Annotated in this window: 14 protein-coding genes and 1 tRNA gene; all 15 read right to left on the reverse strand. The window is 68.1% G+C overall.

Going from position 1 to position 15,006, the window contains the following annotated elements:
* Positions 1–88 precede the first annotated feature (88 nt).
* Positions 89–559, reverse strand: a complete 471-nt coding sequence (locus tag D588_RS0111655) for a cupin domain-containing protein (protein ID WP_017916102.1) — start codon at positions 557–559, stop codon at positions 89–91.
* 74 nt (positions 560–633) lie between these two features.
* On the reverse strand, positions 634–1,425 hold the full coding sequence (locus D588_RS0111660; protein WP_017916103.1) for a WecB/TagA/CpsF family glycosyltransferase: 792 nt from the start codon (positions 1,423–1,425) through the stop codon (positions 634–636).
* Positions 1,412–2,203 (reverse strand): polysaccharide pyruvyl transferase family protein, encoded by a 792-nt coding sequence (locus D588_RS0111665; protein ID WP_017916104.1) that lies wholly within the window; start codon positions 2,201–2,203, stop codon positions 1,412–1,414. Before D588_RS0111665 ends, D588_RS0111660 begins: the two co-directional genes overlap by 14 nt.
* 50 nt (positions 2,204–2,253) lie before the next feature.
* Positions 2,254–3,441, reverse strand: coding sequence for a glycosyltransferase (locus D588_RS0111670; RefSeq protein ID WP_017916105.1), 1,188 nt, complete (start codon positions 3,439–3,441; stop codon positions 2,254–2,256).
* Positions 3,442–3,493: 52 nt separating this feature from the next.
* Positions 3,494–4,996 (reverse strand): lipopolysaccharide biosynthesis protein, encoded by a 1,503-nt coding sequence (locus D588_RS0111675; RefSeq protein ID WP_017916106.1) that lies wholly within the window; start codon positions 4,994–4,996, stop codon positions 3,494–3,496.
* Positions 4,993–6,042, reverse strand: coding sequence for a GDP-mannose--glycolipid 4-beta-D-mannosyltransferase (locus D588_RS0111680; RefSeq protein ID WP_017916107.1), 1,050 nt, complete (start codon positions 6,040–6,042; stop codon positions 4,993–4,995). Before D588_RS0111680 ends, D588_RS0111675 begins: the two co-directional genes overlap by 4 nt.
* Positions 6,039–7,172, reverse strand: coding sequence for a glycosyltransferase family 4 protein (locus D588_RS0111685; RefSeq protein ID WP_017916108.1), 1,134 nt, complete (start codon positions 7,170–7,172; stop codon positions 6,039–6,041). The genes D588_RS0111680 and D588_RS0111685 overlap by 4 nt, the downstream gene beginning before the upstream one ends.
* The gene (locus D588_RS0111690) at positions 7,169–8,266 is read right to left on the reverse strand and encodes an acyltransferase family protein (RefSeq protein WP_017916109.1); all 1,098 of its coding nucleotides are present in this window, start codon (positions 8,264–8,266) and stop codon (positions 7,169–7,171) included. Before D588_RS0111690 ends, D588_RS0111685 begins: the two co-directional genes overlap by 4 nt.
* Entirely contained in the window at positions 8,263–9,534 is a 1,272-nt protein-coding gene (locus tag D588_RS0111695; RefSeq protein ID WP_017916110.1) for a hypothetical protein, read from the reverse strand. Before D588_RS0111695 ends, D588_RS0111690 begins: the two co-directional genes overlap by 4 nt.
* A 178-nt stretch (positions 9,535–9,712) precedes the next feature.
* Positions 9,713–11,173, reverse strand: a complete 1,461-nt coding sequence (locus D588_RS0111700) for an undecaprenyl-phosphate glucose phosphotransferase (protein ID WP_017916111.1) — start codon at positions 11,171–11,173, stop codon at positions 9,713–9,715.
* 309 nt (positions 11,174–11,482) lie between these two features.
* Positions 11,483–12,919, reverse strand: coding sequence for a GumC family protein (locus D588_RS0111705; RefSeq protein ID WP_026143620.1), 1,437 nt, complete (start codon positions 12,917–12,919; stop codon positions 11,483–11,485).
* Positions 12,916–13,608 carry a polysaccharide biosynthesis/export family protein gene (locus tag D588_RS0111710; RefSeq protein ID WP_026143621.1) on the reverse strand — a complete coding sequence of 231 codons (693 nt, stop codon included), beginning with the start codon at positions 13,606–13,608 and terminating at the stop codon, positions 12,916–12,918. Before D588_RS0111710 ends, D588_RS0111705 begins: the two co-directional genes overlap by 4 nt.
* Positions 13,609–14,178: 570 nt before the next feature.
* Positions 14,179–14,255, reverse strand: a tRNA-Pro gene (locus D588_RS0111715).
* A gap of 103 nt (positions 14,256–14,358) precedes the next feature.
* The gene (locus tag D588_RS0111720) at positions 14,359–14,715 is read right to left on the reverse strand and encodes a MerR family transcriptional regulator (RefSeq protein WP_009597860.1); all 357 of its coding nucleotides are present in this window, start codon (positions 14,713–14,715) and stop codon (positions 14,359–14,361) included.
* The gene (locus tag D588_RS0111725) at positions 14,696–14,995 is read right to left on the reverse strand and encodes an integration host factor subunit alpha (protein ID WP_003466661.1); all 300 of its coding nucleotides are present in this window, start codon (positions 14,993–14,995) and stop codon (positions 14,696–14,698) included. The genes D588_RS0111720 and D588_RS0111725 overlap by 20 nt, the downstream gene beginning before the upstream one ends.
* Positions 14,996–15,006: the final 11 nt, after the last annotated feature.

Raw genomic sequence — 15,006 nt, forward strand, 5'->3', positions numbered from 1 at the left:
AACGCCGCCGCCAGGCACAACGCCGAGCCGAGCCGGCGCGCGACGGCCCCCGGCGCGGTCGCTGCGCGCATCCCGCGCCGCGCCGTCATCAGTCCGCCAGCTTCGGCAGGTGCGTGGCCAGCGGGTCGGTGTCCGCCAGCAGTTCGAAGCGCTCCCACAGGAAACCCGGCGCCACCACGCAGCGCACCAGGCAGTAGTCGGCCAGCGGACGCGCGGCCTGCCAGGTGCCGGCCGCGATCACCACCGACGGCATGCCGCCACGCTCGCTGGCATCCAGGCGGTAGCGCTGCAGGCCATGCTGCGGATCGAAGCCCAGCAGTTCCAGTGCCCCGCCCTCTTCCCATTGCCAGGTCTCGTCGGCATCGATGCGGTGCCAATTGCTGACTTCGCCCTGCGCCAGCAGGAAGCGGATCGCGGTGCAGGCCGGGCGCAGCGTCTGCTCGTGCTGCACCATCAGGGCCGAGGTATGCACGCGCGCGTAGCGCCCGCCTTCCGGGTGCGGCAGCAGCGACAGGTCGCGCACCAAGGCGGCGATTCGGAAGGCGGCGGCGCTGGACATGCGTCCAGTCTAATCCGGCGCACGGCCGTGCGGATGTCAGGCCGCGCCATTTCCGCGGCGGCGGCCGGTCGACGTCACGAGGGGCGCAGCGAGTCCCGTGCAGGCGGCGTGGCGCCCAGCCGCCTGCCATGCCGCAGGCACAGCGCGAAGAACACCAGCAGATCCCAGCTGTAGCGCTTGAGCAGGCGCCGCGGCTCGCGCAGCAGGCGGTAGATCCATTCCAGGCGCAGCCGGCGCACCCAGGCCGGCGCGCGCCGGGCGGTGCCGGACAGGAAGTCCAGCAACGCGCCCACGCCGAACGCCAGCGGCACCTGCAGTTGCCCCGCCTGCTGCAGCAGCCAGCGCTCCTGCAGCGGATTGCCGAACGCCACCAGCAGCACGTCGGCCCCACTGGCGTTGATGCGCGCGGCCAGCCCGTCGCCGGCCGCGGCGAACTCGGCATAGCCATCGCAGGTACCGACCACCTGCTGCCCCAGCGACTGCCGCAAGGTCTGCGCCGCGGCGTCGGCCACGCCGGGCCGGCCGCCGAGCAGGAAGAAGCGCAGCGGCCGCGGGCTCTGCCGGCACAGCGCCGGAATCAGATCGGTGCCGTTGAGGTTGCCGGCGAAGCGGCGGCCGTGCACCAGCAGCGCGCCCAGGTCCATGCCGATGCCGTCGTTGACGATGCACACGTCCGGCGCAGCCAGTTGCGCACGCAGGGCCTGGCACTGCACCACGAAGTTGGTGTTGGCGAAGAACACCTGGCGGCGCTCGCCGCGCGCCAGCGCCTGCAGCAACGCGGCAACGAACTCGGTCTCGGTGCTGCGCAGGATCGGATAACCGCCCAGCGCCAGCACCTCGCCGGTCGCGCGCTCACCAGAGGTCATGCGGAAAGCTCTCCAGCAGGCCGCGTTGCACCGCGGCCAGGTCGAACACGGTATTGCCGCCCAGCGCCACGCATTCCTCCACCGTGTGCCCGGCATGCCAGCGGCTGCGGCCGGTGCCGGCGTAGTAGTCGTCGTACTTGAAGCGGTCCTCGCCGTTGCCCCAGTCCAGGTACACCGACGGCACGCCGTAGGCTTCGGCCAGGATCAGGCCGTGCAAGGAGCTGGACACGACCAGGTCGGCGCCGAGCAATTGCCGCACGAAGGCGGCCGGCTGGCGGTTCGGCAGCACCAGGTGGTCCTTGTACTGCGCATACTTGTCCAACGGTTCGTTGAAGTGCGGCACCACCAGGAACGGCTGCCGTGCCGATGGCGGCAACAGCGCCTCGCGCGGGAAGAACAACGGCATCAGCAGACCCGGATCGCCGTAGACCTCCGGCACCTGCAGGCCGCGCTCGCGCAGGAACGCGCGGGTCTTGGGGCCGCGCACCGCACGCACGTCGAGCTGGCGGAAGGTATGGCGGTCGGCGGGAATCTTGCCGTTGACGCCGCTGCCCCACACGGTGTCGCCGTCGCGGGCGAAATGGAGCACCGAGCCGATCGCGATCAGCCGCGTGCGCTTGTCGCGCTTGTCCAGCAAGGTGCGGTCGCGCTGGCCAAGCACGTTGGAGACGATGATCTTGGAAAGATGATCGCCGACGTTGATCTCGCCGTTCTTCGGCTTCCACCAGAACAGCGCCCGGCGCTCTTCGTAATCGATCCATTTTTGCAATGCGGACATCGGTCCTCCTTGGTTGCGCGGGGGTACGGCGGACAAGCCGGGGCGTGGACTCAGGCCACGCCGTCGGCGAACAGACGGGTCTCCGGGTAGGCGGCCGGGTCCAGCACCCGGTCGGTGGTATCGGACCAGCTCAGGCACTGCCGATGGCGCACGTGCGGCGCCTGCAGCGCCTGCCCGATCGCCGTGATGATCGACGCCTCGTCGCCGGGCGTGTAACCGAAGCGCGACGGATAGCGGCCGACCACGGCATTGGGACAGACGGCCGGCAGGCCGAAGAAGTCGTACTGCAGCAGCTTCATCGAACTGTCGGCCAGATACGCCGGCACCTGCTCGGACGCGTACGGGGCGATGCCGAAGCGGGCGTGCTTGATGTAGCGGATGGTCTCGGCGTGCTTCATCTCGCCGTACACCACCACGTTGTCGCCATAGCCCGGCGCGCGCCCCATGCCCGAGCCGATCACGTGGAAGGTGACCTGCGGAAAGGCGCGGCTGGCGGCGACGAAGAAATCGGGATCGAACAGCATCGAGCCCACCGCCACCGCATGGATGCCCTCCCCGTACGGCGAGGGGTCGCCGAGCGTGTGCAGGTCGTGGTCCACGCCATGACCGACGTGGTACACGTTGTGGCGGCTGGCGACCTCCTCGGCCATCGCCGGCGACACCAGCGCGATCACGTCCAGGCTCGGCGCCACGCGGTCGAATTCGCGCTCGATGTAGTCGGCGACGTTGATCGTGCTCAAGCCGTCGGAGGCGCGGTACACCTTGCGTGCGGTCGGGTTGATCCGCGCCGCCAGCGCGATGAACGCCACCGCGATGCCGCTTTCGAACACGATCACGTCGGCCTCGCGCATCCAGCGGATCAGCGTGTCCGGCGCACGCGCCGCGTAGACCTTGAACATCAGGTCTTCCAGCGGCCGCAGCCAGCGCCGCCGGGTGTTGAACGGATGCAGCAGCGCGCGCCACAGATAGCAGTCCACGCCGTTGTGGCGGACCACCTGGTTGGCGGTGGCGTCCAGCGGCAGGCGCAGGTCGCCCTTGAGCCGCGACAGCAGGCTGTAGCGCAGCGAGAAGAAGCGGGTGGTGCCGCGCTTGGCCAGCTCGTCGGCAATGAAGTGGATGTTGGCGCGACGCGGCGTGCGGTAGTCGTGCGCCGACAGCACCAGATAGCACGGCGCACGCCCACTGGTGGCCGCGGCCGGTGCCGATGCGGGCAGCGCCGCTGCGGAAGAATCGCTCATGCGCTCGCTCCTAGGCGGATGGAAGGGAAAGAAAGACGCGGCAGTCCGGCGTTCATCGCGGCCCCCGCGCCTGACGCAACAGCGTACGCATCTGCAGGATCGCCAACACATCGCGGCGGAACGCCGGCCACAGCGCGAATACCAGCAGGCAGCCCAGCGCCATCGCCACCGCGCCGACGATCAGTTGCAGCCACAACGACGCGCCACCCCACTGCTGTGCGGCGAAGTACGCGGCAACGCCGCAGACGCCGTAGCCGAGCACCGCGCGCAAGGCGTTGTTGAACAGCTCCCAGGCCGGGATCTGCGGCGCGATGCGCGCGATCCAGATCACCGACAGCGGCCACATCACCAGCAGACCCAGCGTGTAGCCCACGGTCACGCCCATCACGCCCCACAGCGAGCCGGCGAAGATGCAGGCGATCAGCATCACCCGCCCCACCACCGAGTACACCAGTTGCTGGCGCATCAGGCCCAGCGCCAGGAACACCCAGTAAGTGGCGTAGGAGGCGGTCTGGAAGATGCCGCCGAGGGTCAGCACCTGGAACAGCGGCACCGCCGGCCGCCACTGCTCGCCCAGCACCAGCACGATCAGCGGCATCGCCAGCGCACAGGCGAAGGAGAATAGTGCGACGATCAGGTGCACCATCACCGTCTGCCCGCGCAGCAGGAAGTTACCGAAGCGCGACGGATCGTCCTGCAGCTGCGACAGCACCGGCAGCGCCACCGAGGTGGCCGGTGCGTTGATCTGGTTCAGCGGCATCATCAGCAGCTGGAACGCGCGGTTGTACAGGCCCAGCGCTTCGGCGCCGATGCGGTGGCCGATGATCACCTGGCCGACGTTGCGGCTGGCATAGCCGAGCAACTGCGCCGCCATCAGATTCCAGCCGAAGCTCAGGAAGGTGCGCATCGGCGCATCGCGCCGGTAGCCGCGCGGCAGCCAGCGCGCACAGGCGCCGGCGATCAGCAGATTGACCAGGGCCTGTACCACTTGCTGCCAGACCAGCGCCCAGTAGCCGTAGCCGGCCAGGGCCACGCCGACGCCGGCCAGCAGGCCCAGCACCTGCGCGCCGACGTCGCTCAGCGAGACCTGGCCGAAGCGCAGCGCGCGGCTCAGGTGCGCGCGGTATTGCGTGGTCATGCCGTTGAACAGGAAGGTCACCGCCAGCGCCTGCGAGATGCCGAGCAAGGCCGGCTCGCGGTAGAAGTGCGCGATCCACGACGAGGACAGGAACACCACGATCGCCAGCGCCAGGCCGATGCCGCTGTTGATCCAGAACAGGTTGTCGCGCTGCTCGCGGCTGACGTGCTTGGCCTGGATCGCGGCCGAGGACAGGCCGAAGTCGCGCAGGATCTCGGCCATGCCGACGATCGCCGTCACCATCGCCATCAGGCCGTAGTCGTAGGGCGTCAGCAGCCGCGCCAGCAGAATGATGCCGCCGAATTGCACCACCATCTTGGCCAGCTGCCCGGCCATGGTCACCGCCGCGCCGCCGGCGGCGCGGGCGCCCAGTCCGGGTTGCGGCGCTGCCGGCCGCGGGGTCTCGGCGCTGCTCATGCGTCCTCCCCGCGGCGCACGGTCAGCGCCTGCAGATAGCTGCGGTAATGCTGCAGACCGATGCCGTTCCAGTCGCGCCGCGACAGGTCCGGCACGGCGTCGGCCGGCAACTGCTGCGCGTGCGCCAGGGCCTGCGCCAGTTGCGCCGCATCCAGCTCGCCGCGGTACAGCTGCACCCACTGCGCGCCGACTTCGTCGGCGATGGCGGCATTGGCCTCGCTCCACGGCGCCAGCACCGGGCGCGCCAGCGACAGCGCCAGCAGCAGGGTGCCGGAGTTGTGCATCTGCCGGTACGGCAGCACCACCAGTTCCGCCTCCCCGACCTCCTGCGCCAGCATCGCGTCCTCCACGTACTGCAGGCGCGCACTGATCCGCGGATCCTCGGCGCAGGCGCGCTCGACCACCCCGCGGATCTGCGCATCGATCGGATTGCCGGCGATGCGCAGGCTGAGTTGCGGATCGGGCAGCGCGCCGAACGTCGCGATCAGCGTCTCCACGCCCTTGTACGGGCGCAGCAGCCCGAAATGCAGCAGGCGCCCGGGGACACGCGGCGGTTGCAGCAGCGGCGCGTACCAGTCGCGATAATGGCCGTGCAGGATGGTGTCGGTGGCCGGCGTGCGTTCGGGCGTGGTCGCATTGATGCGGATCCAGCGCGCGGTCTGGCGGTCGATCCAGCGCAGCAGCAGGCGTTCGCGCCAGCCCTTGTCCTCGTGCGGCGCCACGTTGTGCAGGGTGCGCACCAGCGGCACGCCGGCCAGGCGCAGGCGCAGCAGCAGAACGGCGACACAGAGCTGCTTGGCCAGCGCACCGAGCGCGGTGCGGTGCCGCAGCAGGTACTCCGGCCAATGCAGGTGCAGCACGTCGTAGCGCGACAGCAGTGCCGCGCGCATCGAGAAGAAGCGCAGTTGCACCTGCGGCGGCAACGCCGCGTAGAGCTGGGTCAGATAGGGATTGGTGGTCGCGGTCGGGCGCTCGGTGGACAGCAGCACGGTGACCGCCGGCGCGGCCTGCTGCGACGTGCCATGGCGCTGGCTCTCGCCGCTCATCGGCCGCCCTCCGTGCCGCCCAGCGCCAGGCGATATTCGTCCAGATAGGCGCCGACCACACGATCCCAGTCGTAGCGATGCGCGTAGGCCATCGCCGCTGCGCGCTGCGCGGCGAAGTCCACATCAGTGCCGGCGGCGAAGGCACGCACCGTGGCCGCGGCCGCCTGCGCATCGGCCGGATCGACCAGCACGCCCTGCCCCGACTCGCGCTGCAGGCGCGCAAACGGCGGGATGTCGCTGAGGATCGGCAGCAGCCCCGCGCTCATCGCCTCCACCGCGGCCAGGCCGAAGCCCTCGTGCCGCGACAGGCACACGAAGTACTGCGCGCTGCCGAGCAACTGCGCCAGTTGCGCCTGGGTCGGCGCCACCTGCAGGCGCACCCGCTGCTGCAGGCCGCGCTCGGCGATCGCCTGCTGCAGGTCGGCCACGCTGAAGTCGTATTCGCGCCCGGCCACGATCAACTGCCAGGCCGGATCCTGCGCGGCCAGCGCGCGCAGCAGGTCCAGGGTCTCCAGCAGGCCCTTGTTGACCGACCAGCGCCCGAAGTAGATCAGCGTGCGCCCGGGCGTGGCGCTGCCCTGCCCGGCGAACTTGTCCACGTCCACGCCGTTCTCGATCACCCGCAGCCGCTGCGGCGCGACCACCTGCGAGAACAGTTGGCCGTCGTTCTCGCTGGTCGCCACCACCCGCGCGTAGGCGAGTGCGGAGGCACGGGTGAGGGTCTTGAACCAGAGCATCTTCAGGCGCGAGGCATAGGTGGTATGGAAGAAACCGCCATGGGTGGAGACGATCATCGGCACACGGTGCAGCGGTCGGGTCAGGGCCAGGAAGTCGTAGAAGAAATCGATGCCGTGCACGTGCAGCAGATCGGCGCCGCGCACTGCCGACAAAACAGACGGCGCCAGCGGGTAGCGCGAGGAGCCGCGGTACGGCAAGCGCACGATCGGCACACCCTGATGGCTGTCGCGCGGCGCCAGGCGCTGCTGCGGATCGGTGAACACCCGCTCCAGGCTCACCACTTCGACCTGGTCGCGGCCCTGCTGCAGATGGCGGCGCGCGATATTCAGCACCACCTCCTCCATGCCGCCGACCGACGGATGGAACTGGCGCACCACGTGCACCACCTTCATGCCGTCGCTCCCGCGACCGCACTGCGGCGCACGCCGATCATCCACGGCGCGATCCGCACCAGCACCATGCGGATCGGCACGCTGGCCAGTACCGCCAGCACACTCACCGACACCGCCCAGGCCGGTCCCCAGGCATCGCCGCGGACCAGACCGGTGCGGGCGGCGACGCCGGCCATCACCGAGAACAACAAGGTATGCGTGCACAGGATCAGCAAGGTGTTGCGTCCGATCCACTGCACCCAGGCCCAGTGCTGCAGCAGCCCGGCGACGCACAGCGCCATGGCGCTGCCGAGCAGGCTGGCGGCGAGGAACGCCAGCGGGGAATCGCCGAACTTGAGCATGTTCACGTCCACGCGGCCGTTGTGCCAGGCGATCGCGAACCAGGCCGCGCCCAGCAGCAGCGCCGCCAGCGCATTGCCGGCAGGCCGCGCCGGCCACCACTGCGCCCGCGTGGCGGCGAGCGCGCCGATCGCGAAGAAGCACAGCGCCACCGGCAGCACGTCCAGGGAGAACGGCAGGCGCATGTCCTGCCCTGGGAACCAGCAGGCCCAGCCCCACGCCAGCGGCAGCGACAGCGCGGCCAGGGCCGGCAACGACAGCGTCCGGCGCAGCGCCAGATAGGCCAGCGTGGTCACGAACAGCGCCGGCAGGAACCACAGCGCAGGCATCACGTAGAGCTTGGGCCCGATGCCGCTGACCAGGCCCAGCAGCGGCTCCCACCACGGCCGATCGCCCCACAGCTGCGCCTTGCTGCCGATATGCCGGGTCAGCATCCAATACGCGTAGGCGACGAAGAAGAACGTCACGTACGGCAGCAGCAGGCTGCGCGCCAGCTTGCCGACCGTGGCCAGGGTCAGCGGGCGGTTGCCGAAGGCCTCGCCGACCCAGCCCGACAACAGGAAGAACATCGGCACGTGGAAGCTGTAGGCCAGGATCACGTAGGCGTGCGGAATGCCCTTGGCATGGCCGAACACCACCAGCAGGATCGCGATCGCCTTGGCCGCATCGATGCGCATGTCGCGCGGCGCGCTCGCCCGTGCGCCGCGCCCCTGCGCCGGCACGGACGCGGAGACGGCCGTGGCGGGCGCGCTCATGCCGGCACCGCCGGGATGCGGGGAGCCGGCGCCGCAGGCACTGCGGCTGACTCGCGCAGGCGCGGCGTCATCTGCCACAGGCACCCGCAGACGAACCACCACAGCGCCGCGGTCTTGATCGAGAAGTAGCCGTTGGAGACCAGCAGGCTCAGCGAGAAGGCGAAGATCAGCAGGTTCTTGAACAACTGCCCTTCGATGGTGCGCATCAGCATCGCGAACGAGTACGCCAGCAGGAACGCCAGCACCAGCAGCACCGACTGCGAGGAGATGAAGTAGGCGATGCCGCTGTCGAAGTAGCGGTACGGCTGGTCCACGTCCAGCCCCATCCACGCATCGGCGCTCATCCTGCGGATCGAATCGACGGTGAAGAACACCCGGCCCAACGTGGTGTCCTCGTAGCTTTGGATGCCGGAGGCCCACACCAGCAGCCACGCTCCGCCCATCACCGCGAAGAAGATCAAGAAGCCCAGGCGCTGGTCCATGCGCAGCAGCAACGGACTCAGCAGCGCCATCATCACGCAGGTACCGGCGGCCAGGCGCCCGTCCGAGGCCACGATCAGGAAGCCGATCATCGCCACCGAGGCGACGATCGCCAACGGCCGCATCCAGCGCCAGAATGTCAGCAGGATCGCGGTGAAGAAGATGATGAAGTTGCCCATCGTCACCGGCTCGATGAATACCGAGGAGGCGCGCGGCAGGTTCGACGACGGCAGGAAATTGCGCGCACCCGGCCGTGTCGCACTGACGAACAGGTTGCTGTCCTGATTCCAGAAGCTAGACGCGCTGGCGCCGCGCGCGTTGACGAAATAGCTCTTGGGGTTGACCACGTCGCCGTAGACCTTGGGCAGCGCCAGTTCGAACACCGCGACCAGCGACACCAGCAGCGCCATGCGCACGAACATGCGCGGCAGCGAGCCGGTATAGGCCGCGCCGAGCATCAGGAAGGCGAACGGGATCAGCGCATCGCGGAAGAACTTCGGATCCAGCGTCCACGCCATGAACAGGCGCACCAGCATCAGCAGCGCCAGCAGCGCGATGCCGGTGAACACCATCGCCATGCGCTTGCGGTCCAGCGCGCGCATGCCAAGCAGGAAACAGGCCGCATAGACCGCCAGTTCCACCGCGTAGGTCATCGCCGGGCTGACCCGGAACACCTTGGCGTTGATCACGGCCAGCACGAAGTTGTAGCCGACGGCGAACAGCAGTACCAGCTCGATCAGCAGGTTGCGGCGCTGCTCGCGCAGCGGCATGTCCGGCACGCTCAGCATGCGCACCTCGCTGCAGCGGCGGCGCGTTGCACGCCAACGCGGCCATCGGCTGCCGTCACGCGCGGCAAAAACGTGTCGCGCGCCACGCCGTTCGACGCACGCAGCACGGGAACGACGGCGACGCGGAAGCGACGCCGGCGCTGTTCACGGTCGGCGGGAAGAAGACGCATCGGGCGCATCAGTAGGCGGTCTTCTGCCCGAGCACCTTGAACGCGGTCAGCACGATGATCCGCGTGTCCAGCCACAACGACCAGCGGCGGATGTAGTCCAGGTCGTACTGGATGCGCTTCTTCATCGTGCGCAGTTCCGGCGTCTCGCCGCGGAAGCCGTTGACCTGCGCCCAGCCGGTGATGCCCGGCTTGACGTAGTGCCGCTGCATGTAATGGTGGATCAGCTTTTCGTAGTGGGTGTTGTGCTGCGCCGCGTGCGGACGCGGCCCCACCACCGACATACTGCCACCGAGCACGTTGAACAGCTGCGGCAGTTCGTCCAGGCTGGTGCGGCGCAGGAACGCACCGAAACGGGTCACCCGGCTGTCGCCGCGCGTGGCCTGCACCACCACGTCGCTGGGCTCCTGCTGCACGCGCATGGAGCGGAACTTGTACATGTAGAACTCGCGCCCGCCCAGGCCGTGGCGGCGCTGGCGGAAGAACACCGGGCCCGGCGAGCTCAGCTTCACGCCCACCGCGATCGCCAGCATCAGCGGCCACAGCACGGCCAGTGCGGCCAGGGCCACCAGCTTGTCCTGCAGCGCCTTGGCGACCACGAAGTAGGTGTTGCGGTCCACGCCGCCCTGGCGCAGGTTGATCACCGGTACGTTGCCGATCTGGTCGCCGGACTGGTTGAGCATGCCGAAGTCGAACAGATCGGGAATCAGCCGGACCTGGATCGGATAGCGGTCCATGCGCTGCAGCAGCTGCTTGATATGGTCGCGTTCGCCCAGCGGCAACGAGATCCACACCTGCTCGACCTGGTGGTCGTCGAGGTAGTCGATCAGCGCGTCTGCGGTGCCCTCGCCCAGGCACTGCAGCTTCTGCGGATGGTCGGCCACCGACAGGTCGTAGTCGCTGCTGAAGTAGCCCACCACCTGCATGCCCACCCAGGGATTGCGGCTCAGGTAGTTGTGGATCTTCACCACCGGATGGCGCAGGCCGACCACGACCACGCGCTGCACGTCCACGCCTTCGGAGCGCAACCGGTTGAGCACGCCGCGCACCAGCGTGCGCGAGAGCAGCAACGTTCCCAGGCTGGTGACGAACCAGGTGCCGATCCACAGCCGCGAGACCTGCTGGCCGAACTGCACCACGAAGGCATGCATGGCGAACAGGGCGAACACGCCGCCACAGGCCAGGCTCAACACCATCATCTCGCGCAACAGGCCGCGCCCGCGCCAGCTGCGGTACAGCGGGAACAGCGCGAAGCAGATCACCGCGTACAGCAGGGTGGTGCCGATCGCCACCCTGTAGGCCGGTTCCGGCATCCAGGTGCCGAACAGCAACCGGTGGGTGAGCAACGCGCCGCCGACCATGACGGTCAGGTCGGACACGCGCAACAGGATGTCTGCCGCGGCCGCGTACTTGGACAACATGCGCGGCGAGGAGGTCGTATAGGTGGCGCTACTCAGGTCTGCCAAAAGCATGATCGGGATTCCTATCCAAACCCGGTCGATCGGCATGCGGGGGAACATGCGACGCCGCCGGGCCTCGATTTCGCCTGCCTGTGGACCGCTGCGGCGCCTCCCTCGCCGACCCCAGGTCCACGGCAGCCCGTGATTACTTCAACAGAACAACGTCTTCGTACAACCGCGCTGGAAAATAATGGAGCACCTCATTGCCTAGCTGAACCACGTATCACCTCACTGAAGACTGTGCGTCGAACCGATGCCGTTGTGTGCGGTGCGGCACGCACCCGCGCCTCGCGCGGTGCGGCGCGCCATGACACCGCGACATCACGCCGAGGCCGCCGCCGCGGCTTCGGCCTCGCGGATGAAGTAGCGCACCAGCGCCACCGCCACCGCCAGGAACAGGCCGAACACGAAGGCCAGCGCCAGGCCGAGCAGCTTCTTCGGCGAACTCGGCTTGCCCGGCACATCGGCGCGGTCGACGATCGAAATGTTGTTGGTGCCTACGTTGCCGACCACGCCGATCTCCTTGTAGCGCTGCAGCAGCGCGTCGTAGAGCTGGCGGTTGGTATCGGCCTCGCGGCGCAGCATGGTGTAGCGGATGCTGCGGGTCTGCAGGTCCAGTTCGTCGTTCTTCAGGGCGGCGATGCGGTCGGCCAGCAAGGTTTCCTGCTGACGCGCCGACTCGTAGTCGTTCTTCAGCGCGCTGCGGATATTGGCGACCTCGTCGGCGATCTGCCGCTTGGTCTCGGCGATCTGATTCTGCAGGCGCTGCATCTCCGGGTAGCCGGGCTGGAACGTCGCCAGCTTCTGCTGGTAATCGGCGGTCATCTTGGCCTGCTCGGCGCGCAGATTCTGGATCAGCGGGTTGCTGACCACCTGCGGCAGGCCCATGCCGTCGCCGATGCCGGCCTGGCGCCAGGCCGCCTCGGCCTTGATCCGCGCGTCCTGCGCCGCGGCCAGGCGCACATTCAGTTCGCTCATGTTCTGCGTGGGCAGCGAGGGCTTGTCGTCGCCCATCGACACGATCTGTTCCTGGCTGGAATAGTCGACCGCGTTCTTCTCCGACTCCTCGACCTTGTCGCGCAGCTGCGCCAGGCGTTCGGACAGGTAGCGCGCGGCGAACGAGGACGCCTGCAGCCGGCGTTCCTGGGTCGAGGCGATGAACATCTTGGCGTAGGTGTTGGCCACGCGCGTGGCCAGCACCCGGTCGGGCGAATCGAAGTTGATCCGCACCAGGCGCGAGTCGCGCACCGGCTCGATGGTCAAGGCGTCCAGCACCGGACCGACCAGCGCGTTCTCCGCCGCGGCGGCACGCGCCTGCGGCGTCGGCGCACGCCCGTCGCCGTTGTCCTGCAGCTTCTCCAGGGCTTCGTCGACCAGCGGCTTGAACGCCGGCGCCTCGGTCAACTTGGCCTCGCGGATCACCTGCCGCGCCAGCGACCGGCTGCCGAGCAGTTCGTACTGGGTCTGGTAGAAGTCGCGATCCTGCGGCGATTCCACCGGCATCAGATTGGCGACATTGGCGACGTTGAGCGATTCGCGCTCGATCTGCAGCACGCTGGTGGCCCGATACTTCGGCGTCATCAGCAGGAGGACCAGCAACGCCAGCAGGACGACTGCCCCGGTGATGCCGGTGATCAGCCAACGCTGCCGGTACAGCGCATTCCAGTAATCCAGCAGGCCGATGTCGGCCGGGCTCAGCGGGGCACCCACAGGACGCGGGCGCGGCGCGGAAACGGGAGGCAAGGTGGAGGCGCTCATCGGTAGGCCCTCCAGACCATCACGAACGGGGTCAGCTGCACCACGGTGCGCAGCAAGACCAGCGCATCGGAGCGGTACACCACCACGATGTCGCCGCCGTAGATCGCCGGATCCGGCGCGGCGCCCTTCTGGATCTCGCGCAGATCGAAACGCGCCAGCATCTTCTGTCCACCGACGGTGCGGAACACCACCACATTGCCGCGGCTGGCCACGTCGCTGACGCCCTTGCCCAGCGACAGCGCCTGCTGCAGGGTCAAGGCGGAGCCCTGGATGGGATAGATGCCCGGCTCGCTGACCGCGCCGGTGACCGTGACCCGGTTGCCGGTGAACTCGTCGACCAGCACCGACACCTGCGGGTTCTGCAGATAGCCGTTGCGGTAGCGGTCGGCGATCTCCTTCTGCAGCGCATTGACGCTGGAGCCGGCGGCCTTCACGTCGCCGATCAGCGGCAGCGAGATGCGGCCCTCGTTGTCGACCCGCACCTGCCGTTCCAGATCGTCGACCTGGAACACCTTGACCGTCAGCAGGTCGCCCGGGCCGAGCAGGTATTCCGGCTTGCCCATTGAAGCGGCAAGCGGATCGCCCGCCGGCAGGTCGGTACGCATCGCCGGCCCGCTGCTGCATGCGGACAGCAGCCCCAGGCAGAACAGGGCCAGCGCCCAGTGGAAGGTCACGGAAAGTTTACCCATGCGCGATGCTGATGCCCTCTGTCGATTGGTTTTCGAAGCGCCGCACTCCCCCAGCCGGCCAGGGTTCCGTTCCCGGTCGGAGGATGATTACGGTGTCAATTCCTGCCTGGGACGAACGGCCCTGGCCAACAGCGAAGCTTCGTGTTGCAACGCACTATGGCACAGGCATCTGCCGCCACCAAGGCGTTACCCGACATTTTTTTGACGCAGTAACGCGAGGGTTCAACTACATGTCCGGCTATTCAGCGTAGCAAGGACCCGTGAACGTTCCATCGACGCGATGTTAACGTGATCAATGTCAACGCATTGACGCTGCGTAGCTCCCAGTTCCCATGGGGCTTTCCGCTCTGGTGGGGCGACGACCTCGTCGCGGGACAGCGCAATCCCACGCATTTTGTCTACGGCGACGCGCCAGCCTCCCTGCGCCGATACAGATCGCCATACATCGCGATACCGACACGCGTTGGCATCCCGGCGGGCACCCCATTCCCGACATCGGCCATACGTGCGCTGCCGATCCGACGCGCCCAAACAAAAAGGCCCATGTCGCAGACATGGGCCTTCGAAAGATGGTCGGGGTAGCCGGATTCGAACCGACGACCACTAGTCCCCCAGACTAGTGCGCTACCAGGCTGCGCTATACCCCGGTGTGTTGCGTTTCCGCCGTCATGGCGGACCCGCCTTGCGGCGAGCTGGCGATTATAGCGGGTTTGCCGCGGCCATTCCTAGCGGCAGCAGCGCCGCCGTGGCTCACCGCCGCAGCAACTGCAGGACTTCTTCCAGCTCCTGCCGCACCTGCTTGATGATCTGGTTGCTCAGTGCCGATTCCTGGCGGGCACCCTCGCCTTCCAGGCGCAGGCGTGCGCCGCCGATGGTATAGCCCTGTTCGTACAGCAGACTGCGGATCTGCCGCACCATCAGCACGTCGTGGCGTTGGTAGTAGCGCCGGTTGCCGCGCCGCTTGACCGGTTCCAGGCTGGGGAATTCGGTCTCCCAGTAGCGCAGCACATGCGGCTTGACGTCGCACAGCTCGCTGACCTCACCGATGGTGAAGTAGCGCTTGGCCGGAATCGGCGGAAGTTCGCGGTTACTGCCCGGGTCCAGCATAAGCCTCCACTCGCTCCTTGAGCTTCTGTCCGGGGCGGAAGGTCACCACCGTCCGCGCCGAAATCGGGATCTCTTCGCCGGTCTTGGGATTGCGGCCGGGCCGTTGGTTCTTGCGGCGCAGGTCGAAGTTGCCGAAACCGGACAGCTTCACCTGCCGCCCCTGCTCGAGCGCATCGCGCAGCACGTCGAAGAACGCATCGACGAATTCCTTGGCCTCGCGCTTGTTCAGCCCGACTTCGTCGAACAACCGCTCGGCCATTTCCGCTTTGGTCAACGCCATCGCCCTGCTAT

This window comes from Xanthomonas sp. SHU 308, assembly GCF_000364645.1.
In the GTDB taxonomy this organism is placed as follows: domain Bacteria; phylum Pseudomonadota; class Gammaproteobacteria; order Xanthomonadales; family Xanthomonadaceae; genus Xanthomonas_A; species Xanthomonas_A sontii.